Annotated in this window: 24 protein-coding genes and 2 pseudogenes; 20 read left to right on the forward strand and 6 right to left on the reverse strand. The window is 74.7% G+C overall.

Going from position 1 to position 26,959, the window contains the following annotated elements:
* The first annotated feature begins 166 nt into the window (after positions 1 to 166).
* From ACWCYY_RS11780 to ACWCYY_RS11820, 9 genes are read left to right on the forward strand one after another with little or no spacing between them, the layout of a single operon-like run.
* On the forward strand, positions 167 to 952 hold the full coding sequence (locus ACWCYY_RS11780) for a Rossmann-like domain-containing protein (protein WP_449795873.1): 786 nt from the start codon (positions 167 to 169) through the stop codon (positions 950 to 952).
* Positions 949 to 2,097: a pyridoxal-phosphate dependent enzyme gene (locus ACWCYY_RS11785; protein ID WP_449795874.1), complete on the forward strand. Its 1,149-nt coding sequence runs from the start codon at positions 949 to 951 to the stop codon at positions 2,095 to 2,097. Before ACWCYY_RS11780 ends, ACWCYY_RS11785 begins: the two co-directional genes overlap by 4 nt.
* Entirely contained in the window at positions 2,094 to 3,161 is a 1,068-nt protein-coding gene (locus ACWCYY_RS11790) for a mandelate racemase/muconate lactonizing enzyme family protein (RefSeq protein ID WP_449795875.1), read from the forward strand. The genes ACWCYY_RS11785 and ACWCYY_RS11790 overlap by 4 nt, the downstream gene beginning before the upstream one ends.
* On the forward strand, positions 3,158 to 4,354 hold the full coding sequence (locus ACWCYY_RS11795) for an MFS transporter (RefSeq protein ID WP_345288769.1): 1,197 nt from the start codon (positions 3,158 to 3,160) through the stop codon (positions 4,352 to 4,354). The genes ACWCYY_RS11790 and ACWCYY_RS11795 overlap by 4 nt, the downstream gene beginning before the upstream one ends.
* The gene (locus tag ACWCYY_RS11800) at positions 4,351 to 5,214 is read left to right on the forward strand and encodes a class I SAM-dependent methyltransferase (protein WP_449795876.1); all 864 of its coding nucleotides are present in this window, start codon (positions 4,351 to 4,353) and stop codon (positions 5,212 to 5,214) included. The genes ACWCYY_RS11795 and ACWCYY_RS11800 overlap by 4 nt, the downstream gene beginning before the upstream one ends.
* Complete coding sequence (locus ACWCYY_RS11805) at positions 5,214 to 6,761, forward strand: ABC transporter substrate-binding protein (protein WP_449795877.1); 1,548 nt, start codon at positions 5,214 to 5,216, stop codon at positions 6,759 to 6,761. The genes ACWCYY_RS11800 and ACWCYY_RS11805 overlap by 1 nt, the downstream gene beginning before the upstream one ends.
* Positions 6,758 to 7,708, forward strand: coding sequence for an ABC transporter permease (locus ACWCYY_RS11810; RefSeq protein ID WP_449795878.1), 951 nt, complete (start codon positions 6,758 to 6,760; stop codon positions 7,706 to 7,708). The genes ACWCYY_RS11805 and ACWCYY_RS11810 overlap by 4 nt, the downstream gene beginning before the upstream one ends.
* Positions 7,705 to 8,568 (forward strand): ABC transporter permease, encoded by an 864-nt coding sequence (locus tag ACWCYY_RS11815; protein ID WP_449795879.1) that lies wholly within the window; start codon positions 7,705 to 7,707, stop codon positions 8,566 to 8,568. The genes ACWCYY_RS11810 and ACWCYY_RS11815 overlap by 4 nt, the downstream gene beginning before the upstream one ends.
* Positions 8,565 to 10,007: an ABC transporter ATP-binding protein gene (locus ACWCYY_RS11820; protein ID WP_449795880.1), complete on the forward strand. Its 1,443-nt coding sequence runs from the start codon at positions 8,565 to 8,567 to the stop codon at positions 10,005 to 10,007. The genes ACWCYY_RS11815 and ACWCYY_RS11820 overlap by 4 nt, the downstream gene beginning before the upstream one ends.
* Here ACWCYY_RS11820 and ACWCYY_RS11825 read toward each other — a convergent pair.
* Both ACWCYY_RS11825 and ACWCYY_RS11830 read right to left on the reverse strand, forming a co-directional pair.
* Positions 9,984 to 10,706 carry a leucyl/phenylalanyl-tRNA--protein transferase gene (locus tag ACWCYY_RS11825; RefSeq protein ID WP_449795881.1) on the reverse strand — a complete coding sequence of 241 codons (723 nt, stop codon included), beginning with the start codon at positions 10,704 to 10,706 and terminating at the stop codon, positions 9,984 to 9,986. The genes ACWCYY_RS11820 and ACWCYY_RS11825 overlap by 24 nt on opposite strands.
* Positions 10,703 to 14,062 carry an amino acid adenylation domain-containing protein gene (locus ACWCYY_RS11830; protein ID WP_449795882.1) on the reverse strand — a complete coding sequence of 1,120 codons (3,360 nt, stop codon included), beginning with the start codon at positions 14,060 to 14,062 and terminating at the stop codon, positions 10,703 to 10,705. Before ACWCYY_RS11830 ends, ACWCYY_RS11825 begins: the two co-directional genes overlap by 4 nt.
* Positions 14,063 to 14,103: 41 nt before the next feature.
* Between ACWCYY_RS11830 and ACWCYY_RS11835 the strand changes: the two genes are divergently transcribed.
* The 7 genes and pseudogenes from ACWCYY_RS11835 (at position 14,104) to ACWCYY_RS11865 (ending at position 20,742) form a co-directional block, all read left to right on the forward strand.
* Entirely contained in the window at positions 14,104 to 17,217 is a 3,114-nt protein-coding gene (locus tag ACWCYY_RS11835; RefSeq protein WP_449795883.1) for a putative bifunctional diguanylate cyclase/phosphodiesterase, read from the forward strand.
* 33 nt (positions 17,218 to 17,250) lie between these two features.
* Positions 17,251 to 17,706 (forward strand): hypothetical protein, encoded by a 456-nt coding sequence (locus tag ACWCYY_RS11840; RefSeq protein ID WP_345288759.1) that lies wholly within the window; start codon positions 17,251 to 17,253, stop codon positions 17,704 to 17,706.
* Between the two features lie 122 nt (positions 17,707 to 17,828).
* Complete coding sequence (locus ACWCYY_RS11845) at positions 17,829 to 18,620, forward strand: hypothetical protein (protein ID WP_345288758.1); 792 nt, start codon at positions 17,829 to 17,831, stop codon at positions 18,618 to 18,620.
* A gap of 71 nt (positions 18,621 to 18,691) precedes the next feature.
* Positions 18,692 to 19,168: pseudogene (locus ACWCYY_RS11850) on the forward strand (DUF4396 domain-containing protein); the annotation flags it as partial.
* A 141-nt stretch (positions 19,169 to 19,309) separates the two neighbouring features.
* Positions 19,310 to 19,675, forward strand: coding sequence for a DUF6153 family protein (locus ACWCYY_RS11855; RefSeq protein ID WP_345288730.1), 366 nt, complete (start codon positions 19,310 to 19,312; stop codon positions 19,673 to 19,675).
* A 56-nt stretch (positions 19,676 to 19,731) separates the two neighbouring features.
* Entirely contained in the window at positions 19,732 to 20,376 is a 645-nt protein-coding gene (locus tag ACWCYY_RS11860; protein ID WP_449795884.1) for a DUF305 domain-containing protein, read from the forward strand.
* Positions 20,377 to 20,532: 156 nt separating this feature from the next.
* Complete coding sequence (locus ACWCYY_RS11865; protein ID WP_345288757.1) at positions 20,533 to 20,742, forward strand: DUF4287 domain-containing protein; 210 nt, start codon at positions 20,533 to 20,535, stop codon at positions 20,740 to 20,742.
* An 8-nt stretch (positions 20,743 to 20,750) separates the two neighbouring features.
* On the opposite strand, the gene ACWCYY_RS11870 is transcribed toward ACWCYY_RS11865, so the two are convergent.
* The gene (locus ACWCYY_RS11870) at positions 20,751 to 21,347 is read right to left on the reverse strand and encodes a histidine phosphatase family protein (protein WP_449795885.1); all 597 of its coding nucleotides are present in this window, start codon (positions 21,345 to 21,347) and stop codon (positions 20,751 to 20,753) included.
* Between the two features lie 295 nt (positions 21,348 to 21,642).
* On the opposite strand from ACWCYY_RS11870, the gene ACWCYY_RS11875 reads away from it, so the two are divergent.
* The 3 genes from ACWCYY_RS11875 (at position 21,643) to ACWCYY_RS11885 (ending at position 23,083) form a co-directional block, all read left to right on the forward strand.
* Positions 21,643 to 21,855: a CbtB domain-containing protein gene (locus ACWCYY_RS11875; protein ID WP_345288756.1), complete on the forward strand. Its 213-nt coding sequence runs from the start codon at positions 21,643 to 21,645 to the stop codon at positions 21,853 to 21,855.
* A 16-nt stretch (positions 21,856 to 21,871) separates the two neighbouring features.
* On the forward strand, positions 21,872 to 22,678 hold the full coding sequence (locus ACWCYY_RS11880) for a CbtA family protein (RefSeq protein ID WP_449795886.1): 807 nt from the start codon (positions 21,872 to 21,874) through the stop codon (positions 22,676 to 22,678).
* A 114-nt stretch (positions 22,679 to 22,792) separates the two neighbouring features.
* Positions 22,793 to 23,083 carry a DUF2695 domain-containing protein gene (locus ACWCYY_RS11885; protein ID WP_345288753.1) on the forward strand — a complete coding sequence of 97 codons (291 nt, stop codon included), beginning with the start codon at positions 22,793 to 22,795 and terminating at the stop codon, positions 23,081 to 23,083.
* A 19-nt stretch (positions 23,084 to 23,102) separates the two neighbouring features.
* Here ACWCYY_RS11885 and cutA read toward each other — a convergent pair whose 3' ends face one another.
* The 3 genes from cutA to ACWCYY_RS11900 all read right to left on the reverse strand — a co-directional run bounded on the left by cutA (position 23,103) and on the right by ACWCYY_RS11900 (position 26,306).
* Positions 23,103 to 23,417, reverse strand: a complete 315-nt coding sequence (gene cutA / locus ACWCYY_RS11890; protein WP_449795887.1) for a divalent-cation tolerance protein CutA — start codon at positions 23,415 to 23,417, stop codon at positions 23,103 to 23,105.
* Between the two features lie 20 nt (positions 23,418 to 23,437).
* Entirely contained in the window at positions 23,438 to 24,787 is a 1,350-nt protein-coding gene (locus tag ACWCYY_RS11895) for an SdrD B-like domain-containing protein (RefSeq protein WP_449795888.1), read from the reverse strand.
* 151 nt (positions 24,788 to 24,938) lie between these two features.
* Positions 24,939 to 26,306 carry a PepSY-associated TM helix domain-containing protein gene (locus ACWCYY_RS11900; protein ID WP_449795889.1) on the reverse strand — a complete coding sequence of 456 codons (1,368 nt, stop codon included), beginning with the start codon at positions 26,304 to 26,306 and terminating at the stop codon, positions 24,939 to 24,941.
* A gap of 461 nt (positions 26,307 to 26,767) precedes the next feature.
* On the opposite strand from ACWCYY_RS11900, the pseudogene ACWCYY_RS11905 reads away from it, so the two are divergent.
* Positions 26,768 to 26,959 (forward strand): annotated as a pseudogene (locus ACWCYY_RS11905) (iron uptake system protein EfeO); the annotation flags it as partial.

A 26,959-nucleotide genomic window follows, 5' to 3' on the forward strand; every position in this document is an offset into this window, starting at 1 on the left:
CGTCCCCCAGCCCGCCGCAGGCGTCGCCCTCCGTCCTGAGCCCCACCCCGCCGCAGTCCTTGCCGCCCTGCCCCAGCTCACCGCGGGCGTCTCTGTCCGGCCTGAGCCCCAGCCCGCCGCAGGCGTCCCCTTCTGTCCCGAACCCCAGCCCGCCGCAGGCGGTGCCGTGGGGCGGCTGGTGGAGCGCGTGCTGGCCGGGGCGTTCGGCCTCGACCCGGCGGCCGAGCGGGTCGCGGTGGCCTTCGCCACCAGTCAGGCGGTGCGGCACGACGGCCGCACCGGCGGGTACCGGAACGAGGTGCTGAGCCTGCGGGTCGGCAAGGCCGTCGGGTCCTGTGCCGTCGAGCCCGGGGAACTCCCCGCACTGGAGGAGTGCGTCGGTGCGACCGTGGCGGAGCTGCTGACCCACCCCCTGCCGGCCGTCCGGATCGCCGCACTCGACGCGTTCCTGGCCCTGGCCCGCCCTCACACCCCCGCCAATGGTGCGCTCGACGTCCCGATCCCGGGCGGCAGTTCGATCGAACGCTCCCGCGCCCGGGCCGCGGCCGTGGTGAGCCTGGTCCCCGCCGAGGCCCGCCGGGTCCTGGTGGTCGGCGTGGTCAACTCCCTCCTGGAGCGCCTGCGTGACCGCGGCACCGCCTACGTCCCCTGCGACCTCAAGGGTGGCCGCACGGAGTGGGGCGAGGAGGTCCACCAGGACGCCGCCTCGGCCCTCGCCGACTGCGACGCGATGCTGGTCTCCGGCATGACCCTGGGCAACGGCAGCTTCGAGGCCTTCGCCGCCCACGCCCGCCGCACGGCGACCCCCCTGGCGATGTTCGCCCAGACCGGCAGCGCCGTCCTGCCGCAGCTGCTGCACGAGGGCGTCACGGCGGTCAGCGCCGAGCCGTACCCGTTCTTCTGGCTGGACGGCAATCCGGGCACCATCCACCTCTACGGAGGCCCCCGTTGAGCACCGTCACCGCCGAGGCGGCGGTCACCGCCCGCCCCGAACTGCTCGCGCTCCTCGGCCACACCCCGCTGGCCCGGATCACCGCCCCGCTGCCGTACGAACAGCCGGGCTTCCACGCCAAGTTGGAGCACCTCGCGGCCGGCGGGATGAAGGCCCGCTCCGCCGTCGCGATGCTCCGCGGCGCCCACGCCCGGGGCGAACTCCGCTGCGGGGCACCGGTGGTGGAGTCCACCTCGGGGACGCTCGGCCTCGGCCTGGCCTTCGCCGGGCAGGCACTCGGCCATCCGGTGATCCTGGTCGGCGACACCGAGTTGGAGCCGTCCATGCGGAGCCTGCTCCGCTCGCACGGGGCGAGGCTCGAACTCGTCGACCGGCCCGCCGAGCAGGGCGGCTGGCAGGCGGCCCGGCTGGCCCGGCTGCGCGAGCTGCTGGACGCCGACCCCGCCGCGTACTGGCCGGACCAGTACAACAACCCGGACAACGCCGCCGGTTACCTCTCGATGGCCCGCGAGCTGACCGACCAACTCGACCACCTGGACGTGCTGGTGTGCAGCGTCGGCACCGGCGGCCACAGTGCGGGGCTGGTGGAGCCGCTGCGCCGCCGCTGGCCCCGGCTGCGGGTGCTGGGGGTGGACTCGGTCGGCTCGGCCATCTTCGGCCAGCCGGCCCGGCCCCGGCTGATGCGCGGGCTCGGCAGCAGCATCCACCCGCGCAACGTCGCCTACCGGCACTTCGACGAGGTGCACTGGGTCGGCCCGGCGGAGGCGGTGGACGCCTGCCGCCGGCTGGCCCGGCACAGCTTCGTCAGCGGCGGCTGGTCGACGGGGGCGGTGGCCCTGGTGGCGGCCTGGGCGGCCCGGGTCCAGCCCGGTGCGGTGGTCGCCACGGTCTTCCCGGACGGCCCGCACCGCTACCTGGGCACCGTCTACGACGACGACTGGTGCCGGGCCCGCAACCTGCCGGCGCCCGTCACCCGCCCGGTGGAGATCCCGCACCCGGGCGCCGTCGAGGTCTCCGGCTGGGCCCGCTGCCGCACCGTCATCGACCCCCTCGCCCCCGCCGCCGAGCACCACCGGCTCGCCCACGCCCCCGGCCCCACCTGCGCCACCACCCACCCCAACGGCCCCCAGGAGGACCGCAAGTGAAGCTCGACATACGGGTGGTGCAGCTCACCCTGACCGAACCGCTCCGCATCTCCCGCTCGGTGATGGCCGCCCGCGACGCGGTCGAACTCGCCCTGCGGCACGGCGGGTTGAGCGGCTACGGCGAGGTGGTGGCCAGCGACTACCTGAAGCTGCCGACCGACCGCATCCGCCGCGAGGTGCAGGACCTCGACCTGGCCCGCTACCCGGACCCGGAGACCGCCCTGGTCGAACTCCAGCGCGGGGACGCCCCGTTCAAGGAGCTCGCTCCCGGCGTGCTGGCGGGGGTGGAGTCCGCGCTGCTCGACCTGGTCGGCAAGCGGGCCGGTGCCCCCGTCCACCAACTGCTGGGCACGCTCCGCCCGCCGATCGCCGCCACCGCCCGCACCATCGGCATCACCGACCCCGTCCGGGCCGCCGCCGAGGCGGCCCGGCTGGCGGTGGCCGGGTTCCGGGTGGTCAAGGTGAAGGCGGGCTCGCCCGATCCGGCCGAGGACCTGGCCCGGGTGGCCGCGGTGCGGATCGGCGCCCCCGAGGCCGAGCTGCTGCTCGACCCCAACGGGGCCTGGACGGTGCGCACTTCGCTCGACCTGATCCCGCGCTTCGCCGAGCTCGGCGTCACCGCCGTCGAGCAGCCGACCGCGCCCGGCCACCCGGAGTGGCTGGCCGAGGTGGCGGCCGCCTCCCCGCTGCCGGTGATCGCGGACGAGGACGCGGCGACCGAGGAGGAGGCCGAGCGGCTGGCCGGCCGGGTGCAGGGGGTCAACGTCAAGCTGGCCAAGTGCGGCGGGGTCTCGGCCGCGCTGCGGATCTGCGCCGCCCTGCACGGCAGCGGCACCGAGGTCATGCTCGGCTGCCTGACGGCCAGTTCGCTCGGCATCGCCCCCGCCGTGCACCTGGTGGACCGGGCCCGCTGGGTCGACCTGGACGGCCACCTGCTGCTGCGGCACGACCCCTGGCGCGGCATCGGCGGCACCGACGGCGTGGTCCGGGCCGCCGACCGGGCCGGTCTCGGCGTCCACCCGGCGGAGCCCGTCCACCTCGCCGAGCAGGCCGCCGCACGGTGAGGACCCTTCGCGCACTGCGCTCGTTCCCGCTCCCGGTCCGGCTGCTGCTGGTCAACCAACTGGGCGTCAACACCGGCTTCTACCTGCTGATCCCGTACCTGGCCACCCACCTCGGCGGGGACCTCGGGATGTCGGCGGTGGCCGTCGGCGTGGTGCTCGGGGTGCGCAACCTCAGCCAGCAGGGTCTGTTCATCCTGGGTGGTTCCGCGGCAGACCGGCTCGGCGCCCGGGGCGTGATCATCGCGGGCTGCGGCCTGCGCACCCTCGGGTTCGGCCTGTTCGCCCTCGGCGACGGGCTGCCGGTGCTGCTGGCCGCCTCCCTGCTCAGCGGGCTGGCCGGGGCGCTGTTCAACCCGGCCGTGCGGGCCTACCTGGCCCAGGAGGCGGGGGAGCGCAGGGCCGAGGCCTTCGCGCTGTTCAGCGTCTTCGCCAACACCGGCGCCCTGCTCGGCCCGGTGCTCGGCACCGTCCTGCTCCTGGTGGACTTCCGGGTCGCGGCGCTCACCGCCGCCGGGATCTTCGCCCTGCTGACGGTGGCCCAGGCCCTGGTGCTGCCCGTCCACCGGGTGGAGCCGACCGGCACCCGGGTGCTGGGCGACTGGCGGGAGGTGCTCACGGACCGGCCCTTCCTCGCCTTCTCGCTGGCGCTGGTCGGCCTCTACGCCCTGGAGAGCCAGCTCTACCTGCTGCTGCCGCAGGCGGCCAGGGAGACCACCGGCTGGGAGGGCGCGGTCGGCCTGCTCTTCCTGGTCAGCACCGTGGTCAACCTCGCCCTCCAGCTCCGGATCACCGCCCGGCTGCAGCAACTCGGCGGCCGGGGGCGGTGGATAGCGGTCGGGATGCTGGTGGCGGGGCTCGGCTTCCTGCCCCCGCTGCTGATACCGGGGCCGGTGCCGGTGCTGCTGGCCGTCGTGCTGCTGCGGATCGGCGTGATGATCTCCCAGCCCTTCGTGCTGGAGCTGATACCCGCCTTCGGCCGCGAACGGCTCACCGGCACCTACTACGGCGTCTTCTACCTGGTCTCCGGCCTGGCCGCCGCCCTCGGCAACGCGGCCGTCGGCTGGGCCATGGACGCCGCCCGCTGGGCGCCGTGGCTGCTCTGCGGCGCCCTCGGCCTGGCCTGCGCCGCCGCCGTCGCCCGCCGACGCGACTCGCTCCCCGACCCCAACTCCCCGCTCGGAGCGCCCACATGACCACCTCCACCGGTACGGACCCCGCCACCGGCCCCGCCACCAGCGGCAACCTGCTGACCGACACCCCCGCGCTGTACGAGCTGCGCTTCCCCGACCCCGACCACCTGGCCGCCCGCTGGGCCGAGTCCGTGCTCCGCGCCCACGGCGCCGGCCCCCGGGTCCTGGACCTCGGCTGCGGCACCGGCCGCGACGCCGCCTGGCTGCACCGCACGGCGGGCCGCGAGGTGGTCGGCCTCGACAGCTCGCCGGCCATGGTCGAGCACGCCCGCACCCACCACCCCGGCCCCGAGTACCTGCTCGGCGACATGCGCGAACCCGGCCTGGGGGAGCGGCGGTTCGACGCCGTCCTCTGCCTGGACAGCGCCCTGCTGTACTGCCACACCAACGCCGACCTGGACGCGTTGCTCACCGCCGTCCGCGCCCACCTCGCCCCCGGCGGCCTGCTGGTGGCCGAGATGCGCAACGGCGCCTACTTCCTCGGCCGCACCGACCTGTTGGACGCCGTCCGCACCGACACCGTCGAGCACCAGGGCGTCCGCTACACCTCCAGCACCACCCTGCGGATCGACCACGGGGCCCAACTCCTGCGCCGCACCCGGGCATGGAGCACGGACCTCGGCCCTGTCGCCGTCCAGCACTCCGCCTGGCGCCTGCTCTTCCCGCAGGAGCTGCGGTACCTGCTGGCCGCGCACGGCTTCGAGGTGCTCTCCCTGTACGACCGCCCGGGCCCCCGCACCGAACCGGCCTGGAGCGAGGGCGCCGCGCCCGCCGACAGCGCCGACTCCGACCGGATCCACCTGGTCGCCCGCCTCACCGCCACCGATGACACCGCCGCCACCGCCGAAAGAAGCCGATCCTGATGCACCGTCCGATACCCCGCCGCACCCTGCTGCTCGCCTCCGCCGTCACCCTCGGCGCCGCCGCCTGCTCCCGGGCCGACGCGCCCACCGCCTCGGAGGCCGCCGCCACCCTCCCGCGCAGCGGCGGCCGACTGCGCGCCGTCTTCGCCGGCGGCGGCACCAACGAGACCCTCGACCCGCACCTGGCCAACCTCTTCGTGGACGCCGCCCGGGCCAAGGCGCTCTTCGACAAGCTCGCCGACTCGGGCTCCGACCTGGCCGCCGTACCCCGGCTGGCGGCCGGTTGGGAGCCGAACGCCACCCTCGACCTCTGGACGGTCCGGCTGCGCGAGGCAGCCTTCCACGACGGCCGGCGGGTCACCGCCGCCGACGTGCTCCACAGCTACCGCCGGATCGCCGACCCCAAGAAGGCCTTCCGGGCCCGGGCCTCCCTGGAGCCGATCGACCTGGTGGCCAGCCGGGCCGTCGATCCGGCCACCGTCGAGTTCCGCCTCAAGCGTCCGTACGCCGAATTCCCCAACGTGCTGGCCGCGTTCGGCACCTACATCGTCCCCGAGGGGACCCAGGAGTTCAGCGCGCCGATCGGCTCCGGGCCGTTCCGCTTCGTCTCCTTCACCCCCGGCGGCTCCCTGCTCCTTCGGCGCAACCCCGACTACTGGGAGGGTGCTCCGCACCTGGACGAGCTGGAGGTCCTGGTGGCCAACGAGGAGTCCGCCCGGATCGGCGCCCTGCTCGGCGGACAGGCCGACTACGCTCACGAGTTGCACCCCGCCACCGCCCGGGCCCACGAGGGCAAGGGGCGGATCGAGGTGGTCCGGCTGCGCAACTCCACCATGCAGGGCTTCGTGATGAAGACCGACCGGCCGCCCTTCGACGACCCCCGGGTGCGCAAGGCCTTCTTCCTGATCGCCGACCGCAAGGAGCTGGTGGACGGTGCCCTCTCCGGTGCGGGGGAGATCGGCAACGACCTCTTCGGCAAGGGCGCCCGCTACTACGCCGCCGAACTCCCGCAGCGGGAGCAGGATCTGACCCGGGCCCGGGCCCTGCTGAAGGAGGCCGGACAGGAGGGCCTCAAGGTCACCCTGGACACCTCCCCGGTGGCGGCCGGCTTCGTGGAGGCGGCCGGGATCCTCAAGGAGCAGGCCGCCAAGGCCGGGGTCACCGTCGAGGTGAAGGTCGGCAACAAGGACACCTACTGGAAGGACGTGCTGGACGGCGGCGTCCTCGCCTCCTACCGCTCCGGCGCGATGCCGATCGAGTCCCACCTCTCCCAGCGCCTGCTCTCCGACTCCACCACCAACGCCACCCACTGGCGCCACCCGGACTTCGACGAGCTCTACCGCCAGGCCCAGTCCACCCGCGACGAGGCGGCCCGCACCGCGCTCTACGGGCGGATGCAGCGGCGCCTGCACGAGGAGGGCGGCTTCCTGATCTGGGGCTTCGCCGACTGGATCGTGGCCACCGCGCCCAAGGTCCGGGGCGTGTCCCGCGAGGCGCCGGCCAACACCCTGGACTGGGCGAGGTTCGACCGGGTCTGGCTGGCATGAGCCGGACCCGCCACGGCAGTTGGCTGCTCCGGCGGCTGCTGCTCGGGGTGGCCCAGTCGGCGGCGGTCCTGGTCCTGGTCTTCCTGCTCACCGAGGCTCTCCCGGGCGACGCCGCCGTGGCGCTGGCCGGGGACAGCCCCGACCCGGAGCGGATCGCCCGGCTGCGCGAGGCGATGGGGCTCGACCACCCACCCGTCGAGCGCTTCCTCGACCGCCTCGGCGGGCTGCTCCGCGGCGACCTCGGCCACTCCCTGGTCACCGGACGCCCCGTCGCCGACTACCTCGCCGACGGCCTCGGCACCACCCTGCTGCTCGCCGCCCTGGTGCTGCTGCCCCTGGTGCCGCTCGCCGTCTGGCTCGGCATGCGGGCCGCCCGCCGGGAGGGCGGCCCGCTGGACCGCCTGATCAGCTCCACCACCCTCGCGGTCTACGCCGCACCGGAGTTCGCCCTCGGCGTGCTCCTGGTCACCGTCGTCTCCCTCCACCTCGGCTGGCTCCCGCCCACCGCCGTCGGCGGCATCGGCGCGGACCCGGCGGTCCTGGTCCTCCCGGTCCTGGTGCTGCTCGCCCGGCCGGTCTGCTCGATCAGCCGCCTGGTCCGGGCCGGGATGATCGAGTCCCTGGCCCGCCCGTACGTCCGCCAGGCCCGTCGCTACGGCGTGCCCGAGTGGCGGATCCACTGGCTGCACGCCCTCCCCAACTCCCTGGCCCCGGCCGCCCAGCAGCTGGCCCGCACCTGCGACTGGCTGCTCTGCGGCGTGGTGGTGGTCGAGTCCCTCTTCGTGCTGCCCGGCCTCGGCAGCGTCCTGCTGGACGCCGTCGCGGCCCGCGACGTACCGGTGGTCCAGGGCCTGGCCGTGGTCTTCGCCCTGCTCGCGGTCGTCCTCAACCTGGCCGCCGACCTGGTGGCCCGCCGCTTCGCACCCCGCACGGAGGTGACGGCATGACGGTTCCCCCCACGGCGGCCGGTCCGGACACCGGCGCGCCCCCGCAGCCCGCCCGGCGGACGCCTCGCCGCCCGGGCCGGTACCTGCTGGGCGCCGCGCTGGTCCTGCTGCCGCTGGCGCTCGCCGTGGCCGGTCCCTGGCTGGCCGGGGAGGCGGGGCCGCGCGGGGTCTCGTACGCCCCGGCCGGCCCCGGGCACTGGCTGGGCACCGATTTCACCGGCCGCGACCTCTGGCGCCAACTCCTGCTCGGCGGACGCTCGGTGGTCCTGGTCGCACTCGCCGCCACCGCCCTGGTCTACGCCCTCGCCCTCCCCGTCGGCCTGGCCGCCGCCCTCACCGGGCGGCGCTGGGTGGAGGAGCTGCTGATGCGGCCGCTGGACGTGCTGCTCGCGGTGCCCTCGCTGATCCTGGTGCTGCTGGTGGCCGCCGCACTGGAGCCGGGCCCGGCCGGGCTGGCCCTGCTGGTGGCCATGGTCGCGGTGCCCGACGCCGCCCGGGTGGTGCACGCCGCCGCCCTGGAGGTGGCCGCCCGTCCGGTGGTCGAGGCGATGCGGATGCACCGCGAGTCCTGGGTGCGGATCGCCCTCGGCCACACCGTGCGCGAACTGCGCCGCACCCTGGCCGCCGACGCCGGCACCCGCCTGGTCGGCTCGCTCTACCTGGTGAGCACCGCCGCCTTCCTCGGCGTCGGGGTGGCCCCCGACGCCGCCGACTGGGCGGTGATGGTGGACCGCAACCGCCCCGGCATCGACCTCCAGCCCTGGGCGGTGGCCCTGCCCGCCGCGCTGATCGCCGCCCTCGCCATGGGCACCAACCTGCTGCTCGACGCGGCCCTGCACGGAGAGGACGGACGACGGTGAGCGAACTCCTGGTGGTGGACGACCTGCGGATCGAGGTGGCCGGCCGGGTGCTGCTGGACGGCGTCGGCCTGACGGTCCGTCCGGGCCGGGTGACGGCACTGCTCGGTGCCTCCGGCAGCGGCAAGACCACCACCGGCCTGGCCGTCCTCGGCGAACTCCCGCCCGGCGCCCGGGTCTCGGGGACCATCCGCACCCCTCCCGGCCCGGTCGGCCACGTCCCCCAGCACCCGGCGGCGGTCCTCAACCCGGCCCGCCGGATCGGCCCCCAACTCCGGGAGCTGGGCGGCCCGGAGGCGGTCGACCGCGCCCTGGCGCGGGCTCGGGTCGAGCGGCCGCAGGAGCTGCTGCGACGCTTCCCGCACCAGCTCTCCGGCGGCCAGCAGCAGCGCGTGGTGCTCGCCCAGGCCCTGCTCTCCGGCGCCCGCCTCCTGGTCGCCGACGAACCCACCACCGGCCAGGACCCGGCCACCCGGGCCCGCCTGGTGGCCGAGCTGGCGGCCCTGGTCCGGGACGGTCTCGGGCTGCTTCTCCTCAGTCACGACCTGGACGCGGTACGGCGGTTGGCCGATGAGGTGGTGGTCCTCAAGGACGGCCGACCGGTCGAGTCCGGCCCGGCCGCCGAGGTCCTCGCCCGCCCGGAGCACCCGTGGACCCGCCACCTCCTCAGCGGTCCGAAAGGCCGCCCCGGGAGCGAGGCCCCGCTCCCGGCTGCCGTCGACGGCCGGCCACCCGCGAGCGGGCCCCCGCACCCCGTCCTCACGGTCGACCGCCTGACCGCCCGTCACCCCGACGGCACCCGGGCCCTGACCGACCTCTCCTTCACCCTCGCCCCCGGCGAGTGCCTCGCCCTCACCGGCCGCTCCGGCAGCGGCAAGACCACCCTCGGCCGCTGCCTGGCCGGTCTGCACGTCCACCAGCGCGGCACCGTCCGCCTGGAGGCCCACCCCCTCCCGCCGTCGCTCCGCTCCCGTTCCACCGCCCAGACCGCCGCCGTCCAGTACGTCCCGCAGGACGCCCGCGCCGCCTTCGACGACCACCGCCCCGTCCTCCACCAGGTGGCCCGTGCCGCCGTCCGCCTGCACGGCCTCGGCACCCGCGCCGCCCGGGCCGAGGCCGCCACCGTCCTCGCCGCCCTCGGCGTCCCGCCCGACGGCCGCGCCGCCACTCTCTCCGGCGGCGAGCTCCAGCGCGCCGCCCTCGCCCGAGCCCTGCTCGCCCGGCCCCGGGTCCTGGTCTGCGACGAGATCACCTCCGGCCTCGACACCCCGAGCCGGGCCCGCGTCCTCGACCACCTCGCCGAGCTCCGCCACCGCACCGGCCTGGCGGTCCTCCTGATCACCCACGACCGGTCCCTCGTCACCACCGACCGCGAACTGGCCCTCCCCGACCGCGAACCAGCCCTCCCCGACGCCGGGCTAGCCCTCTCCGACGGCCCGTAGCGGCCCCACGTCCGGCTCCCGCAGCAGCGTGAGGTACGCGCTCCGGGCCATCGCCTCCGCCCCCAGCCGCCGTACGTGCGGGCCGTCCCACTGCACGTCCAGCACCCGCCCTCCCACCTCCGCGAACCGGGCCCCGAGCCCCGCCACCGCGGCCCGCCCCGCCCCCGGAGCGCGGTGGAACATCGAGTCCAGGCTCAGCACCACCCCCACCCGCACCCCGTACACCCCGCCCACCAGCTCCCCGTCCTCCCACACCTCCGCGCTCTCCGCCCACCCGCTCCGGTGCAGCTCCACCAGTGCATCCACCAACTCGTCCGTCAGCCAGCGCGGTTCGCGCTCCCGGCGGCACTCCTCCACCACCCTCCCGAAGGCCCGTCCCACCGTCAGCTCCCGGCCGGCCGGCAGCCTCACCCGCAGGCCCCCGGCCGCCAGCACCGGCCGGGGGTCCGGCGACCACCAGGCCAGCGCGTACGGGTCCGCCCCGCCCACCACCACCGCCGGGCCCTCCTCCCACCGCACCTCGTTGAAGGCCGCCACCGCCGGATCGCCCGCGGGGAAGGGGAACAGCCCGGCCCGGTACGCCCCGAGCAGTGTCTCCGGATCCAGCTCCCCGCCGAAGGCCACCGGCCCGTCCGCCGGCGCGCCCGCCAGGTCCAACTCCTCCCACCAGGCGGCCACGTCACCCCACCGCCAGGTCACTCCACCGTCCCGGCCGTGGCCGGTGGCAGGAAGCCGGTGCCGATCAGGTGCTTGAGGTAGCGGTCCAGCAGGGCCGCGTCCACCGGCGGGAAGGTGATCCCGCTGCCGGCCAGCCCGGCCACCAGCCGCTCCCGCCCGAAGCGGGGGAAGGTGCGCCGGAAGTACATCTCGCTGACGGTCAGTTCGGGCCGCCCGGCGCAGGGGTCCACGAACAGCGGCAGGAACGGCGTGGCCGGGTGGGTCGGGTGCCCGGCGGCGTACTCGGCGTAGCGGCTGACCCAGTCCCGGTAGGGGAGTTCCTCCACGGGGTACCCGAAGGTCCGCAGCCGGGCGGCCAGTTCGCCGATCAGCGGGTGCCCGGGGTCGGTGGTCAGGTGGTACGCCTGCCCGGTCGCCTCCTGGTGGGTGGCCAGGTGGACCAGGGCGCGGGCGAAGCAGTCCGCGGGCAGGAAGTCCAGCGGCAGGTCGACGTCGGGGGCGCACCCGGCGTCGGCGAACAGCCGGATCAGCGCGCACATCTCGGTGCCGGGGTTCATCACCCCGGTGTCCTGGGCCCCGGTGACGTCGTTCAACCGGTGCACCGCGACCGGGAGTCCGGCCTCGGTGGCCTGCCGGAGCAGCTCCTCGGCCACCCACTTGGTCTCCGCGTAGCCCACCGAGAGGTGCTCGGGGAAGCCCAGCGGGGTGTCCTCGGTGACCTGGCGGACCCCGGCCGCGCCCTGGCCGGCCAGCACCGACATGCTGGAGACGTGGTGCAGCGGGATCCCACGCGACCACCCGGCCAGCCGGATCAGTTCGCGCACCCCGGCCACGTTCGCGGCGCTCAACTCGCCGTACGGATAGACGAAGTTGACCCGGGCCCCGCAGTTGAGGACCAGGTCCAGGGTGTCGCCGAGCTCGCCGAACTCCCGCTCCGTGAGCCCGAGCAGTGGCTGCCCGAGGTCCCCGAGCACCGGCACCACCCGGTCGGCCCGCGGGCCGACCAGCGGATCGCGCAGCAGGTGCCGCAGCCCGGCCGCGCGCAGCCGGGCCAGCGCGGCCCGCGGGTCGTCTCCCCGCAGCAGGCAGTGCACCCGGGCGTCGGTGCCGGTCAGCAGCTCGTCCAGCAGGTGGATGCCGCAGAAGCCGGTGGCGCCGGTGAGCAGGACCTCGCGCGGGTGGCGCCAGTCCGGCGGCGGCCCGCCGTCCAGGCGGACCGGGACGTCGAGCACCGACTCGGCGGCGAAGTCGGTCGGCCGGTCGCCCGAGGCGAGGGTCCCGGCCCGGGCGGCCTGGGTGTGCCGGGTGAACGCGGCCAGCGTCGGCTCCTGGAGCAACGCCCTTGTGAGCGATCGGAGTTGGCTGACGCCGATGCCGAACATGATCCGCGCCCGGGCCAGCATCTCGGTGGCCAGCAGCGAGTCGCCGCCGATCACGAAGAAGTCGTCCTCGGGGCCGACCTGCTCCAACTGGAGGATGCGGGCCCAGAGTTCGGCCACGCCGGTGCCCAGCGGGGAGGCCTGGTCCGGCTCGCGGCCGGCCAGCGGCGGGGTGGAGAGCAGCAGGCCGCGGCGGTCCAGTTTCCCGCTGTGGTCCAGCGGCAGCTCGGCCAGCTCGGCCAGCCGCGGCGGGACCATGTAGCGGGGGAGCCGCTCGGACAGGTGGGAGCGCAGCTCCTGCTCGGTCACCGGTGCACGGGTGGTGTAGAAGGCGGCCAGCGCGCCGTCCTCGGGCACCGCCACCGCCTGGTCCACCGCCGGGTGGGCGGCCAGTGCGGCCTCCAGTTCGGCCGGGTCCACCCGGTAGCCGCGGATCTTCACCTGCCGGTCCCGCCGGCCGAGGTACTCCAGCTCGCCGTCGGGCCTGCGCCGCGCGAGGTCCCCGGTGCGGTACATCCGCGCCCCGGGGGCGTCGGAGAACGGGTCGGGCAGGAAGAGCCCGGCGGTCCGCCCCGGCTGGTGCCACAGCCCGATCGCCACCCCGGCCCCGCCCACGTACAGCTCCCCGGTCTCCCCGTCCGGGACGGGCCGCAGACGCTCGTCCAGCAGGTGCACGGTGGCGCCGGCCACCGGGTGCCCGATCGGCACCGGGGCGTCCTCCGGCCCGGTCAGCAGGGCCGGGGAGAGCTCGCAGAGCGTGGAGGTGATCGTCGTCTCGGTCAGCCCGTAGGCGTTCACCAGTCGCACCCCGGGCCGCAGGCGGAACCAGCGGCGGCAGTCCTCGGCCGCGACCGCCTCGCCGCCGACGATCATCAGCCGCAGTCCGAACGGGCTCCGGTCGTCCCGCTCGATGGCGTTCTGGTACTGGTGCCAGTACGCGGGCGTCAGGTCGGCCACCGTGATCCGGTGCGCGGCCAGCCGTCCCCAGAGTTCGCTCGGAGCGCACCCGCGGCGGTCCGCCAGCACCACCGTGGCCCCGGCGGTGAGTGGTGCGAACAGCTGCTCCAGCGAGGTGTCGAAGCCGAGCGCCGCCAGCTGGAACACCCGGTCCCCGGGCCCCAGCCCGTACGCCTCGACCAGTCCGGCGAGCACGGTGGCCAGCGAGCGGTGACTGACCATCACCCCCTTCGGGGCGCCGCTGGAGCCGGAGGTGTAGATCAGGTAGGCCGGGGTGTCCGCCCCCGGCGGCTCCAGCTCCGGCGGGACCGTCGGGGTCTCCTCCTCGGGGCCGTCCACCGCGAGGGAGTGCGGCACCAGCCAGGTGTGCGCCGAGTCGGTGAGCACCAGGCCCGAGCCCGAGTCCTCGATCAGCCTGGTCAGGCGCTGCCGGGGCAGCCCCGGATCCAGCGGCAGGAAGGCCGCCCCGGCGCGCAGCACGGCCAGCAGCGCGACCACCAGGTTCGGGCTCCGGTCATGACAGACCGTCACCAGCGGCTGCGCTCCGGGTCCGTGCCCGGGTCCGTGCCCGTGGCGGTGGGCGAGGCCGTGGGCGCGCAGCCGGGCGGCCAGCAGGTCCGCCCTGCGGTCCAACTCCCCGTAATCGAGCGACCCGTATTCCGAAATCACCGCCGGGTGGTCCGGCATTTCCCGCGCGCGGTCCGCGACGAGTTCCGGTACCGTACGCACGTCGGGCCCGGCCGGGGAATTCGGCCGGATATCCGTCCAGCTCGCGTCCACCCGCGCCGCGCACTCCTCGGCCGACCCTGCGGGGCCCACCTGTCGCCAGCCCTGCGGGATTTCCGACGGTGCGGGCCAGAGGGCGTACTGCCCTTGGTCGTTGACCACCGTCACCCGCGATTCACGGTCTGCCACCTCGGCCCTCCCGGTGTGCTCCGGAGCCCCCTGGTGATCTGTTTCCGAATATACGCGCTGAATAACCGACAGGTATCCTGGTCGGGAATTCCATTCGCTCTCCGTGCCCAGAGGCCGCGATGACACGATGGCGTTGGCCGTACCCGGCGCTCGTCCTCCTCGTCTGGATGGCGTTCCTGACGTCGATGTACTACGCGCACCCGGATCAGCGGATCATCTGGTGGACCGGCATCGGCCTGAGCGGCGTGACGGCCATCGTGATCGGTACGCTCCGCAACCGCCCGACCCACCCGCTCCCGTGGTTCCTGCTCGCGGCGGCCAACCTCTCCTTCACCGCCGGTGAGGTCGCCGAGGTGGTGCAGACCGAACTGCTCGGCAGGGTCAACCCGTTCCCCTCGATCTCGGACGGCTTCTACCTGCTCACCTACCCGCTCTACGCGGCGGGTCTGCTGGTCTTCGTCCGCCGCCGCAGCGCCGGCCGGGACCGCGGCAGCCTGCTCGACGCGCTCACCATCACCGCCGGCCTGGGGCTGCTGCTCTGGATCTACCTGGTGCTGCCCTCCGCACAGAACTCCGAACTCACCTGGATCCAGAAGGCGTTCTCGATCGCCTACCCGCTCGGCGACATCCTGGTGCTGGCCCTGCTGCTGCGGCTGCTGGTGCCGCACGGACCGCGCAGCTGGTCGCTGCGGCTGCTCACCGTCGGCACCCTCGGGATGCTGACCTCCGACATCGCCTTCGGGCTGATCCAGCTGCACGGCATGTGGCGGATCGGCACGCCGGTGGACCTCGGCTGGGCGGCGTTCTACACCGCCTGGGGCGTGGCCGCGCTGCACCCGTCGATGGTCACCATGACCAGGCCCGCGCTCCGCGCCCGCACCCCGGACGTGGCCCGCGGCCGGATCGTGCTGCTCACCGCCGCCGCCCTGGTCGCCCCGGCGATCCTGATGGTGGACGCCTTCGCCGGGGACATCAGCAACGTCGGCGTGGTGGCCGCCTTCTCCGGCCTGCTCTACCTGCTGGTGCTGGCCCGGCTGGCCCTGGTGGTCTCCACCCACCGCGAGGCGGTGGCCCGTGAGCGGGTGCTGCGGGTGGCGGTCAGCTCGCTGGCCTCCTCCACCCGGGTGGAGGAGGTCGCGGCCGCGCTGCGGGCCGCGGTGGCCGCGCTGCCCCCGGCCGACCCGCGCCGCCGGGTGCTGCTCGGGTTGAGCGACCACGGCCGGGTCCGGTTCCAGCTCGCCCACCGCCGGGACGGAGACGTGCCCCTGCTCCAAGTGCCGCGCGCCGTCCACCTGTTGGCCGCCACCAAACGCACTCACCAGTGCCGGGCCGCGGACCTCGGCGCCCAGCTCTCCGGCGAGCTGGCCGGCGCCCCGCACGCCCTGGTCTGCCCGCTGGCCCTCCAGGACCGCCCCACCGGTGACCCGCTGATCGGCGTGCTGATCGTCGGCGGTGCGGAACAGGAGCTGACCGCCCTCACCGACACCCTCGGCGCGCTCACCTCGCAGGCCGCGCTGGCCCTGGAGCGGATCACCCTGAGTCAGGAGGTCAACCGCCGCAACAGCGAGGCCTACTTCCGCAGCCTGGTGCAGAACGCCTCCGACGTGATCCTGATCCTCGACGAGGACGACCGGGTCCGTTACGCCTCCACCTCGGCCGACCGGGTGCTCGGCCACCCCGGCCTGGTGGGCACCCCGATCGTCTCCCTGGTGCCCCCCGAGGAGGCGCTCGCGGTGGTCGGCGCGCTGGAGCAGATGCGCGGTCCGGGCACCCGGGAGCGTCAGGAGCACTGGCGGATGCTGCGCCCCGACGGCGTGCTGATCGAGGTCGAGGTCCGGCACAGCGACCTTCGGGCCGACCCGACCGTGGCCGGCCTGGTGCTGACCCTGCGCGACGTCACCGAGCAGCGCCAGCTGGAGCGGGAGCTGAGCCACCGGGCCTTCCACGACTCGCTCACCGGCCTGGCCAACCGGGTGCTCTTCCACGACCGGGTCACCCAGGCGTTCCGGCGCGGCGAGCGCGGCGGGCAGGCCGCCGGCGTGCTGCTGATCGACATCGACGACTTCAAGGTGGTCAACGACACCATGGGCCACAGCGTCGGCGACGAGCTGCTGGTCGCCGTCTCGCTCCGGCTGGCGAGCATGGCCCGGGCCTCCGACACCGCCGCCCGGCTCGGCGGCGACGAGTTCGCCGTCCTGCTGGAGGACGCCCGCGGCCCGGAGGACGCCGAGGGCTTCGCCGAGCACGTGATCCGGGCCTTCGACGAGCCGTTCCGGCTCAGCGGCGGCCCGCTGAACGTCTCGATCAGCCTGGGCGTGGCCACCACCGAGGACAGCGGCGACTCGACCGAGCTGCTCACCCACGCCGACCTGGCGATGTACGCGGCCAAGGCGGCCGGCAAGCGGCAGTGGCGGCGGTTCCAGCCGGTCCTCCAGGAGGGCATGATCGAGCGCCACGAGCTCCAGGAGAGCCTGCACAGCGCCGTCGCCGACTCCTCGTTCAACCTGCTCTACCAGCCGATCGTGGCGCTCGACACCGGGAGCCTGGTGGGCTTCGAGGCCCTGGTGCGCTGGCCGCACGCGAAGCGCGGGCAGGTGCCGCCGGAACAGTTCATCAACCTGGCGGAGGAGAGCGGGCAGATCGTCCCGCTGGGGGCCTGGGTGCTCGGCCGGGCCACCGCCGAGGCGGCCCGCTGGCGGCTGGCCGGGCCGGTGGCCGGGGCGGGCCCCGGTGCCGCTCCGTGCGATCGGTACGTCAGCGTCAACGTCTCGGCCCGCCAGTTCCGCGATCCGGGCTTCGTGGACGTGGTCCGGGAGACCCTCGACCGGGTCGGCATGGAACCTGACTCGCTGGTGCTCGAGTTGACGGAGAGCGTGCTGATGCGCCGTGACGACCGGGTCCGCGCGGACCTGATGACGCTCAGCGAGCTCGGCGTCCGCCTGGCCATCGACGACTTCGGCACCGGGTACTCCTCGCTGAGCTACCTGCGGGAGTTCCCGATCACCATCCTGAAGATCGACAAGTCCTTCATCGACGGCCTGGACGACTCGCCGCAGCAGTACGCCCTGGTGGAGGGCATCACCCGGATCGCCGAGACCCTGGGCGTGCGGGTGATCGCCGAGGGCATCGAGACCGCCCGGCAGCGCGAACTGCTGGCCAAGATGGGCTGCCCGCTCGGCCAGGGCTACCTCTTCGACCGCCCGATGGAGCCGGAGCAGGTGGAGGCCCTGGTGCGCAGCGGCACCGACTACCGCTCGCTGACGGGATTCGCCACCCCCTGAGCCCCGGGGCCCGGCTCGGCTAGGATCGCGCCCATGCCAGCCCCCAGCCAGTCACCGAGCCGCGGCCGCCGCCGCGGCAGCGCGGTGGGTTGGTGGGCGGCGCTGCTCCTGGTCCTCACCGTCGCGCTCTCGCACGGGCTGGGCGCCGAGGGCCCCTCGGGCCACCACCTGGCCGGAGCGGTCGCCCGGGCCGACGCGCACGGCGAGCCGCAGGCCGCGTCCGCGTCCGACGATCACGGTCACGGCCGTGATCACGGCCATGCCCCCGACGGCGACCAGGGCGGTGACTCCTCGGAGGACGGGCACGGCATGCACGCCTGCCTGTCCGGACAGCCCGACCAGGGGATCGACCTGCCGGTGCCGGGCGCGGCCGTCGCCCTCGCCCTGCCGGAGCCGGCCGGGCACCGCTGCGCCGCCGGGACGGCCGGACGGGCCGAGGCCCGGCCACCTCCGGCTGACGGGCCGTCACCGGGCAGGCTGCGGATTTAGCGGGGCCCACCCGCGCGCGTTCCACCGACGGACGCCGTGCGGGTCACGCCCCTGCTCCGCCGTGCCCGCGTGCCGTTCCTCGCCGTGGGCAGCGGCTCCGCCACGCGCCCGAAGGCCGGCCCATGTCCTCCTCCGCCCCACCAGTCCGCTCCTCCGTCGGTACGCGTGGCCGTTCGCGTCCCGGCCCGCCCCCACCGTCCGGTCCGTCCGGCTCGCACGCCCCGGCGAGGTCGGGAGGCCGCCGCCGGGCCAGACCCAGGCAGCCCGGGCTGCTCGGCCGCTACCTCGGGTACGTCGGCTACTTCGTCGGCGCCGGGCTGATCAGCGGGGCCGTGGTGCACCACCCGCTCGACCCGGCCCGCTACACCGTGATCGGCCTGGCCGGGGCCGCCGTGTTCCTCTGCGCGGCCGTCCTCGCCGAGGTGCAGGGCCCGGGCCGGACCTCGCCCGGGCGGCTGGTGCTGGTGCTGGGCAGTTCGCTCGCGCTCTCCTTCGGGATCGGGATGCTGAGCGGCGGCCTCCAGCACTTCGAGGACTTCCCGGCGCGCGCCGCCGTGCTGATCCCGCTGGGTCTGCTGCTCTCCTTCCTCGCCTACACCGCCAAGGAGGCCGAGCGCCCCGCCCGCCGGATCCTCGGCCTGCCTGGCCTCGCGGTGCTGGTGGTCGCCCTGGTGGCGTACGCCGGGCTGCGCCAGGTCGCGGCCGGACTCGACGTCCCGTCGGGCGGCCACAGCCACGGGAGCGGTGGCGAGGAGCACGAGGAGGCCCCGGCGGCGCCCGCGTCCGCACCGGCCTCGGCACCGGCCCCGGCGCCGTCCGCGGTGGCGCCCACCTCCGTACCACCGGTGTCACCCCCGCCGGCGAGCCCGAAGCCGAGCGGCACCGGGCACTTCGCCGACGGGCACAAGCACTGATTGCCAGATACCCCCAGGGGGTATATCTTCTGAGGCGTCCGAGAGGGCGAACGAGAGCACGGGGAGAGCTCATGAACCAGCACCAGCACCACATGCACCACGGGCACGGGTCGAGCGGCGGAAGCTGGCGCGGCGCGGTGCAGGCGACCCTGCACTGCCTCACCGGCTGCGCCATCGGCGAGGTGCTCGGCATGATCATCGGAACCGCCCTCGGGCTCCACAACGGTGCGACCGTGGTCATCTCGATCGCCCTGGCCTTCGTCTTCGGCTACGCGCTCACCATGAGGGGCGTCCTGAAGGCGGGGCTCGACCTGGGCAGCGCCCTGCAGGTCGCGCTGGCGGCCGACACCGTCTCGATCATCGTGATGGAGATCGTGGACAACTCGGTCATGGTCGGCGTGCCGGGGGCGATGGACGCGGGTCTGGGCAGCGTGCTGTTCTGGGTCTCGCTGGCCTTCTCGCTGGTGGTCGCCTTCCTGCTGACCGTCCCGGTGAACCGCTGGCTGATCGCCCGGGGCAAGGGCCACGCGGTGGTGCACGCCTACCACGGCGGGGGCCACGAGGGTCACGCCGGACACGAAGGCCACCACGACCACGAGGGTCACCACGGCCACGAAGGCCACGAGGGTCACCAGCACCACCAGCACCACTGATCCGGCAACGAACCACGATCCGCTGAGGACATCACCGTGCACCCCGAGCACCGCCGACGCCGAGCCCCCGCGAGGGTGCTGCTCGTCCTGGTCGCGCTGCTCGGGGTGCTCGGCATGCACGGGCTCGGCGCGGTTCCGGGCCCACCCGCTCCCGTGGTCGCGACGGCGGCGGGGGAGCACCACCACGAGGCCCCCGGGAGCGGTGGCGGGCACGACCTGCACGCCGGGCCGATGTGCCTGGCGGGGGCGGTGGCCGCGCCGTTCGCCCCGCCGCCGCCCGGGCCGGCGCCGTTGGGGGTGGCGGTCCGGACGGCCTGCCCGGTGGGCGGGTTGACGGGTGGTCGGCCGGAGGGCGGCCGGGCTCCGCCCGACCTGACGGAGTTGCAGGTCCTGCGCAGATAGGGGAGGCCGGTCGACCCAGCCCCCCGAACGATCCAGTCGCAGGAGAACCAACACCCATGAACAGCAAGCTGATCCGTCGTACCTCGCTCGCCACCGCCGCGCTCCTCGCGGGTGGTCTGCTGCTGACCGCCTGCGGCAGCGGCGGCTCCGAGCACGCCGGCGGCCACTCCGGTGCCCCGGCCACCGCCTCGGCGTCCGCCTCGGCGTCCGCCTCGGCGGTCGCCGGCGCCAAGCCGTACAACGCGACCGACCTGGCCTTCGTGCAGGGGATGATCCCGCACCACCGGCAGGCGTTGGAGATGGCCGAGCTGGCCGGCTCGCGGGCCGCCGCGCCGGAGGTGAAGCAGCTCGCCGAGCAGATCCGCAAGGCGCAGGATCCGGAGATCGCCACCATGTCCGGCTGGCTGACCACCTGGGGCGAGCAGGTGCCCCAGGCGGGCGGGGGCCACTCCGGCCACGGCGGCGGGGCGAGCGGCATGATGAGCGAGGCCGAGATGGCCTCGCTCGGGGAGGCCACCGGGGCGGCCTTCGACAAGGCCTTCCTCAAGCTGATGGTGGCTCACCACACCGGTGCGGTCACGATGGCCGAGGAGGAGAAGGCCAAGGGCGCGTTCGGCCCGGCCAAGGAGCTGGCCGGGGCGGTGATCACCGGTCAGAGCGCCGAGATCGCGACCATGAACGGGCTGCTCGCCAAGGGCTGATCCGCGCCGTCGGGGGCGCCGGTGCCGCACGAGGCACCGGCGCCCCCCAGGATGTGACGCGGGTCATAGGCTCGTACCGATGAGCCGGGGACCGCCGCACGGTCCACCCTCAGGAGAACGCGGATCGCGTACCGCACGAGAGACAGGACGACCGAGATGGCCGAGAACGCCGTGAAGGGCCCCGCCAGCTACTTCCCCTCCATCGAGAAGAAGTACGGCCGCCCGATCGCCGAGTGGCAGGAGCTGATCCGCAGCTCCCCGCTGACCAAGCACATGGAGCTGGTCGCCTGGCTGAAGGCCGAGCACGGCCTCGGCCACGGTCACGCCAACGCCTTGGTCGCCGCCACCCTGGCGGAGGGCAAGTAGCGCTCGGGTCAGAGGAGTTCGAGCGGGCGGCCGCAGCGGAGGTTCCAGCGTCCGGTGCGGCCGCTCAGCTCCGTGGCGGTGAGCGGGGCGACGTCGATCCGCCAGAAGGAGGCCGGCGGGGCGCCGAGGGCGTGCAGGGCGGCGGCGCGGACTAGTTCCGGTTCGGCGACGGCCAGCACGCGGCCGTCGGGGTGGGTCCCGGCGAGCGCGTCCAGCCAGTCGGCCACCCGGGCACACAGGGCGGTGAGCGGTTCACCGCCGTGCTGGGCGGCCTCCGGGTCGGCCAGCCACTGGGCGAGGGCGGCCGGTTCGGTGGTGGTCAGCTCCTCGAGGGTGCGGCCGCGCCAGCGGCCCATCGACCAGGCGGCCAGGGCGGGTTCGGGGACGGCGGGGAGACCCAGTGCCTCGGCGGTCTCCCGGCAGCGGGCCGTGGGGGAGTGCACGGTGGTGTGGAAGGTGACGGAGTGACGGCCGCTTCGCAGTCCGGCCCCCGCTTCGGCCGCCCGGGCCCGTCCGGAGGGGTCGAGACCTGCGCCGTCCTCGAAGGCGGCGGCCCGCAGCTCCGCGCCGATGGCCGGTGAGATGAACGTCACCCGCGTGGTCACCTGTCACTCCCGTTCTGTCCAACTGCCGTTCCCCGGGGCGGGATCGCGAGCGGAACGGCACGTTTCGCCGAGGCCCGCGCCGTCCCGCGCTCCCTTGGCCGCTGCACCCGAATGGCGGTACGGTTCGCAGCGACATGACGACGGCAGGACGGAAGCCGGTGGGAAACCGGCACGGTCGCGCCACTGTATGCCGACAGCGCCCCACCTCGGTGCGGGAGTTGGCGGTGAGTCAGACCCGATGGCCGTCGTTCGAGCTCCAACGACTGGGACGCGCGTTCCCCAAGGAGGTCCTGCCATGGCACAGGCCATCGTCTCCCCCGCCGCCGAAGCGGCCGGGAGCCTTCCCGTCCGGGCGATCCTGCCCTGGGCGCTGTTCGTCGGCACCCTGATGCTCGTCGCCCTCTACTTCGTGGGCGCCGAACAGGGCGCCACCTCCGTCTTCTCCGGTGCGGGTGTGCACGAGTGGGTGCACGACGCCCGCCACCTGCTCGGTTTCCCCTGCCACTGACGGAGCGCCGCACAACATGCCTGCCTCAACTGTCAGAAACCTCCTGGTCCGCGGCATGCTCGCGGGCCTGGTCGCCGGTGTGATCGCCTTCGCCTTCGCCTTCTTCGTGGGGGAGGGGCCGGTCGACCAGTCGATCGCGCAGGAGAGCGCCGCCTCGGCACCGCAGCACGTCCACGGCGGCGATGCCGCCGCCCCGGCGGCTCCGGCCGCCGAGGAGGAAGAGGAGCTGGTCAGCCGGTCGCTGCAGTCGACCGCCGGACTGGCCACCGGTGTCCTGGTCTACGGGGTCGCGCTCGGCGGCATCGCCGCGCTGGTCTACAGCTTCGCGCTCGGCCGGATCGGCCGCTTCTCGCCCAGGGCGTCCGCCGCCCTGGTGTCGGCGGCGGCCTTCACCACCGTCTACCTGGTGCCGTTCCTCAAGTACCCGGCGACGCCGCCCGCGGTCGGCAATCCGGACACCATCGGGAAGCGCACCACGCTCTTCTTCCTGATGATCCTGCTGAGCGTGCTGCTCGGGGTGGCGGCCCTGATCCTGGGCCGCCGTCTGGCACCGAGGCTGGGCAACTGGAACGCCTCGGTGGTGGCCGGCCTCGCCTTCGCGGTGGCCGTCACCCTGGCGTTCGTCCTGCTGCCGGGCAACGGTGACGCGATCAAGGACACCTTCCCGGCCGCCGTGCTCTGGAAGTTCCGGGTGGCCACGCTGGGCATCCAGGTCGTCCTCTGGGCCGCCTTCGGGCTGGTCTTCGGCCAGCTGGCGGAGCGCCTCCTGGCACCCCGTCAGGCCCCGGCCGCCCCGCGGGCGGCCGCCGTCCCGGCCGCCTGACCCGCTCCACCCCGCTCCACTCCTCGGGGCCCGCCGCACGCGCGACCGTCGGCGGGCCCCGAGGCATGTCCGGGCCCGGGCCCTACCATCGGGGGATCGGCACGGGAGGACCGGATGACCTCGGAGCAGGAGCGCAGGCGGGCGCTGCGCGACGCCTACAAGGCGGAGCGGCGCAGCGAGGACTGGGACGTCCTCGGCCTCGACCGCGACGGTCTCGACGAGCTGTTGGACGACCTCGACGAGCGTCTGGAGGAGTCCGGTTGTGACCACACCCTCCGGCACTCCCGTGCCTGGGCCGAGGCCGGGGCACGGGAGTGGTCCGCTCTGGAGGCGGGCCTGAGGGCGCTGGGTGGTCACTGCGACTGCGAGGTCCTCGCCAACGTCGATCCGGACGAGCGGAACTGAGTCCGCGCGAGCGGTGCGCTCAGCGGGTCTCGGCGGCGAGCCAGTCCAGGTAGGCGGGACTGCCGTCGGTGATCGGCACGGCGATCAGCTCGGGGGTGTCGTAGGAGTGCCGGGCGGTGATGAACTCGCGTAGGTCGGCGGCCAGTCCGGCGCGGGTCTTGAGGTCGATCCGCCACTCCTCGGCGTCCTGGACCTCGCCGTCCCACCAGTAGACCGACCGGACGGGGTAGACCTGGGCGCAGGCGGCCAGCCGCTCCCGTACCGCGGCCCCGGCCAGGTCCCGGGCCTGCTGCTCGCTCTCGTGGGTGGTGGTGACCACCAGGAAGTCCGTCATGGCGGGCAGCCTACGGGCCGTCAGGCGGGCCGCCGGTGCAGGCGTCGCGAGGCGGACATGGCCGCCGCACCGAGGGCCAGGCAGGCCGCCGAGGCGGTGAGCAGGGGGCCGGTCGGGCGGCCGGAGTCGGCCAACTGTGGGCGTGCGTAGACGGTGAGGTGCTCCTCGCCGGTGACCAGGGCGCCGGTCGCGGTGTGGCCGGTGTAGGCGAAGCCGTCCGGGCCGGTGTAGTCCGGCTCGGGGGTGTAGCGGACCCGGCAGTTGTCCAGGACCTGCACGCTGCCGTGCTTCGGCGGGCGGACGACGGTCAGGTGCTCGCCGCCGCAGAGGGCCTGCGGGAGCCGGATTACCACGGGCTGGTCGTCGCCGGTGCGGACCGGCGGCGGGGCAGGGAGTTTGACGGGCCGGCAGGAGAGCGAGAGGTCGGCGCCGGTCACGGCCGGGCCGGCGGTCACGCTCCGGTCGGCCCGCAGGGAGCGGTAGCCCTCGGGCGGAACCACCCGGACCTGGTAGCTCCCGGGCGCCAGGCCTTCGAAGCCGTAGGCGCCTTCGACGTCCGTGGTGGTGGTGACCGGCCGTCCGTCCGGACCGGTCACCGGCGCCCCGGTGGAGTCCAGCAGTTCGACGGTGGCGCCGTCGGGCGCGGTGCAGCCCTCGGCCGAGACCCGGCCGGAGACGGCGGTGGTGTCGGAGGCGACCCAGACCTGGTACACCGGGACGCCGGTCTGCACCGCGAAGGTGAGGGTCAGGGAGCGGACCGCCTTGACGGGCCGGAACCAGCCCGCGGCGCCCGAGGTGTCGGTCCCGCCGCCGGTCAGCTTGGCGTCGGCCGGGTCCCAGGTCGGCCGGTCGGTCTGGGCGCCGCCGCAGCCCGAGGGCATGGGGGAGCCGGTGCAGTAGTTGAAGGCCCCCTGGAAGCCGAGGTCGGCGGCGGTGAGCGCGCTGCCGTCGGCGGCGGTGCCGGTGACGGTGACGGTGTCCGCGTCGACGTCGCCCAGGGTGAAGGCCCAACTGCCCGCCGCCGGGGGCGAGGCGAAGGCCAGGGTGGTGGTGGACGGCGATCCGCCCGGGGCGGTGCGCAGGCTCAGGTAGGTGTGGCCCTGGGAGCTGCCGTACGCCGCGCCGAACGGGGTGGAGCCGTTCAGGAAGGCCGAGTTCCCGCTGGGCACCGTCGGGTTGGTGCTGTCGGTGGTGACCCGGGCGGCGGGGAAGCCGATCGCCGGGTCGGTGAGGGTGCCACTGGCCCCGGGGACGTTCCACTCCCCGTAGGCCGGGTCGGCGGCTGCGGCGGGCCCGGCGGTGAGCAGGGCCAGCGCGGTGGCGGCGGGGAGGGCGGCGGCGCGGAGGAGCCAGTTGGCGGGCCGGGGCATGGTGGAGGGGGTTCTGTCCGGTCGGGGGCGTCGGCACCCCGACCCTGCCCGCCCGCCGGTCCCGGAGGCCCGGACACGCCGGTCCGGGTCACCCGGACGGCAGGCCGGGGCGGCTGACCCGTGGTCAGCCGCCCCGGGCCCCGACGGTGCGTCAGGCGGTGGTCCGGTGCCGCAGGCCGAGGAGCAGGTCGACGACCAGGAAGGCCAGCAGGGAGAGCCCGAACAGCGGGATGAACCAGCCGATCGGGACGGCCAGCAGGAGCAGGACGACCGTGGCGACCGGGTTCTGCCGCCAGGCGCCCCGGGTGTAGGGGCGGCCCATGACGCCGCCGGTGGGGCGGCGCTGCCACCACATCCGGTAGCCCAGCAGGATCAGGGTGATCACCGCGAGGCCGAGCGCGACCAGCACGATCTGGTTCACCAGGCCGAAGGCGAGGCCCATGTGGAGGTCGATGCCGTAGCGGGTGAGCTTGGCGGCCAGCGGGTAGTCGGCGAAGTCCAGCCGGGAGGTGATGTGCCCGGAGGCGGGGTCGACCGCGATCTGGTCCAGCCGGTCCGGCACCTGACGGTCGATCTCCTTGACCGCGTAGGCCTTGCCGGGCTTGGGCGGGGTGATCTCCAGCGGCCCGTCCAGGCCGGCCTTCCGCGCCGTGGTCAGCACCTGGTCGAGGCCCACCGAACCGGGCGCCGCCTCCCCGGAGCCGCCGTCGGCGGGCTGGTGGCCGGCGTGCTCGGCGCCGACGGTGGTGGAGAGCGAGGGGGTGGACCAGCTGAGCGAGGTGCGCAGGCTCTCGACGTTCTCGCCCGCGTAGGTGGACCAGGTCAGGCCGGTGGCGGAGAGGCCGAGCAGGCCGATCGCCGCCCAGAGGCCGACCGCGCCGTGCCAGGAGAGGGTGCGACGGCGTCCCGTCGCCTTCCCGTCCGGGCGCAGGTAGCGCTTGCGGCGGCGGCCGATCCAGAGCCCCAGGCCGCCGAGCACCACGACCCAGAGCCAGCTGGCGGCCAGTTCGCTGTAGAGCCGGCCGGTCTCGCCCAGCAGCAGGCTGGTGTGCAGCTTGTCGAGCGTGGCGCGCAGCGGCAGGGCGCCGGTGGAGCCGTAACTCTCGACCGCCCCCTGCACCTTGGCGGTGTAGGGGTCGACGAAGACGGCGAGCCGGTTGCCCTCGGCCACGTTCGGCGAGTTGAGCAGCACCTGGGTGGTGGCCTCGCGGTCGTCGTACGTGCGGACCAGCGCGAAGCTGCTCTCGGGGTGGGCGGCGGTGGCGGCGGCCACCTGCTCGGAGAGCGGGCGGGGCGCGGTGCCGACCTGGGAGACCGTCAGTTGGTCGGAGTAGAGGACCTTCTCGATCTGGTACGAGGCACCGTAGAGGGCGCCGGTGCAGGCGGCGACCAGCAGGAAGGGTGCGATCAGGACGCCGGCGTAGAAGTGCAGGCGCAGCAGGAGGGGGCGCAGGCCGACCCAGAAGGGCGGTCTAGGGGTCGCGGCGGCGACGGGCGGGGCTTCTATCTCGGACAGCATGGAGGCAGCTCTCTCCGGCTCGGAGGCGATGTGGCGCGGGCAGTGCGCAGCAGCGGACACCGGGGCGGCCTGAGGGCACGTCACGGCGGAGTGCGGGTCCGCCCGTTGTGCACGCCGGAAGGATCGCACCGGGGCCGGAGACCTGCCCATGAATCGGATGGGTGGTGCGTCAGAACGGGGCGCCCGGTCGGTTTTCCGGTGCGGCCGTGCGTACCGGAAGCGCGTGTGGCTGCGGTGAACGTCACAGCTCAGCGTGCGTGTCGGTGGTCCGACAAGGCGCCGGGCGGATCGTTCGGGTACCTCGCCGGACCTGACGGAGTGTCCGGACGGAGGGTTTTGCCCTTCCGTTATCACCCCGAGGTGGGCATGAGCTGAGGCATGCCTTACTTTACTTGTGGGTGAGGGTGGCCTAAGTGCCCCTCACCCTCCTCATGTCCTTCCCCCGCCCGTGGAGTCCGCTGATGTCCGTCCGCCGTTCGCACCTCGCCGCGCTGCTCACCGTCGCCGTGGCCGGAGTCGCGCTGACCGCGTGCACCGAGCAGAAGAAGGACGTCTCCGCGGACGGCGCGGTGCAGGTGAACGCCACCGACTCCGCCTGCGAGCTGTCGAAGACCACCTTCCCGGCCGGTCCGGTCAACTTCTCGGTCACCAAC

The organism is Kitasatospora sp. NPDC001664 (genome assembly GCF_053596675.1).

Coding starts and splice junctions, on each gene's coding strand:
- ACWCYY_RS11800 (WP_449795876.1), top strand. CDS start 4,351: ATGACCACCTCCACCGGTACGGACCCCGCCACCGGCCCCGCCACCAGC.
- ACWCYY_RS11805 (WP_449795877.1), top strand. CDS start 5,214: ATGCACCGTCCGATACCCCGCCGCACCCTGCTGCTCGCCTCCGCCGTC.
- ACWCYY_RS11810 (WP_449795878.1), top strand. CDS start 6,758: ATGAGCCGGACCCGCCACGGCAGTTGGCTGCTCCGGCGGCTGCTGCTC.
- ACWCYY_RS11815 (WP_449795879.1), top strand. CDS start 7,705: ATGACGGTTCCCCCCACGGCGGCCGGTCCGGACACCGGCGCGCCCCCG.
- ACWCYY_RS11835 (WP_449795883.1), top strand. CDS start 14,104: ATGGCGTTCCTGACGTCGATGTACTACGCGCACCCGGATCAGCGGATC.
- ACWCYY_RS11840 (WP_345288759.1), top strand. CDS start 17,251: ATGCCAGCCCCCAGCCAGTCACCGAGCCGCGGCCGCCGCCGCGGCAGC.
- ACWCYY_RS11845 (WP_345288758.1), top strand. CDS start 17,829: ATGTCCTCCTCCGCCCCACCAGTCCGCTCCTCCGTCGGTACGCGTGGC.
- ACWCYY_RS11860 (WP_449795884.1), top strand. CDS start 19,732: ATGAACAGCAAGCTGATCCGTCGTACCTCGCTCGCCACCGCCGCGCTC.
- ACWCYY_RS11865 (WP_345288757.1), top strand. CDS start 20,533: ATGGCCGAGAACGCCGTGAAGGGCCCCGCCAGCTACTTCCCCTCCATC.
- ACWCYY_RS11875 (WP_345288756.1), top strand. CDS start 21,643: ATGGCACAGGCCATCGTCTCCCCCGCCGCCGAAGCGGCCGGGAGCCTT.
- ACWCYY_RS11880 (WP_449795886.1), top strand. CDS start 21,872: ATGCCTGCCTCAACTGTCAGAAACCTCCTGGTCCGCGGCATGCTCGCG.
- ACWCYY_RS11885 (WP_345288753.1), top strand. CDS start 22,793: ATGACCTCGGAGCAGGAGCGCAGGCGGGCGCTGCGCGACGCCTACAAG.
- cutA (WP_449795887.1), bottom strand. CDS start 23,417: ATGACGGACTTCCTGGTGGTCACCACCACCCACGAGAGCGAGCAGCAG.
- ACWCYY_RS11895 (WP_449795888.1), bottom strand. CDS start 24,787: ATGCCCCGGCCCGCCAACTGGCTCCTCCGCGCCGCCGCCCTCCCCGCC.
- ACWCYY_RS11900 (WP_449795889.1), bottom strand. CDS start 26,306: ATGCTGTCCGAGATAGAAGCCCCGCCCGTCGCCGCCGCGACCCCTAGA.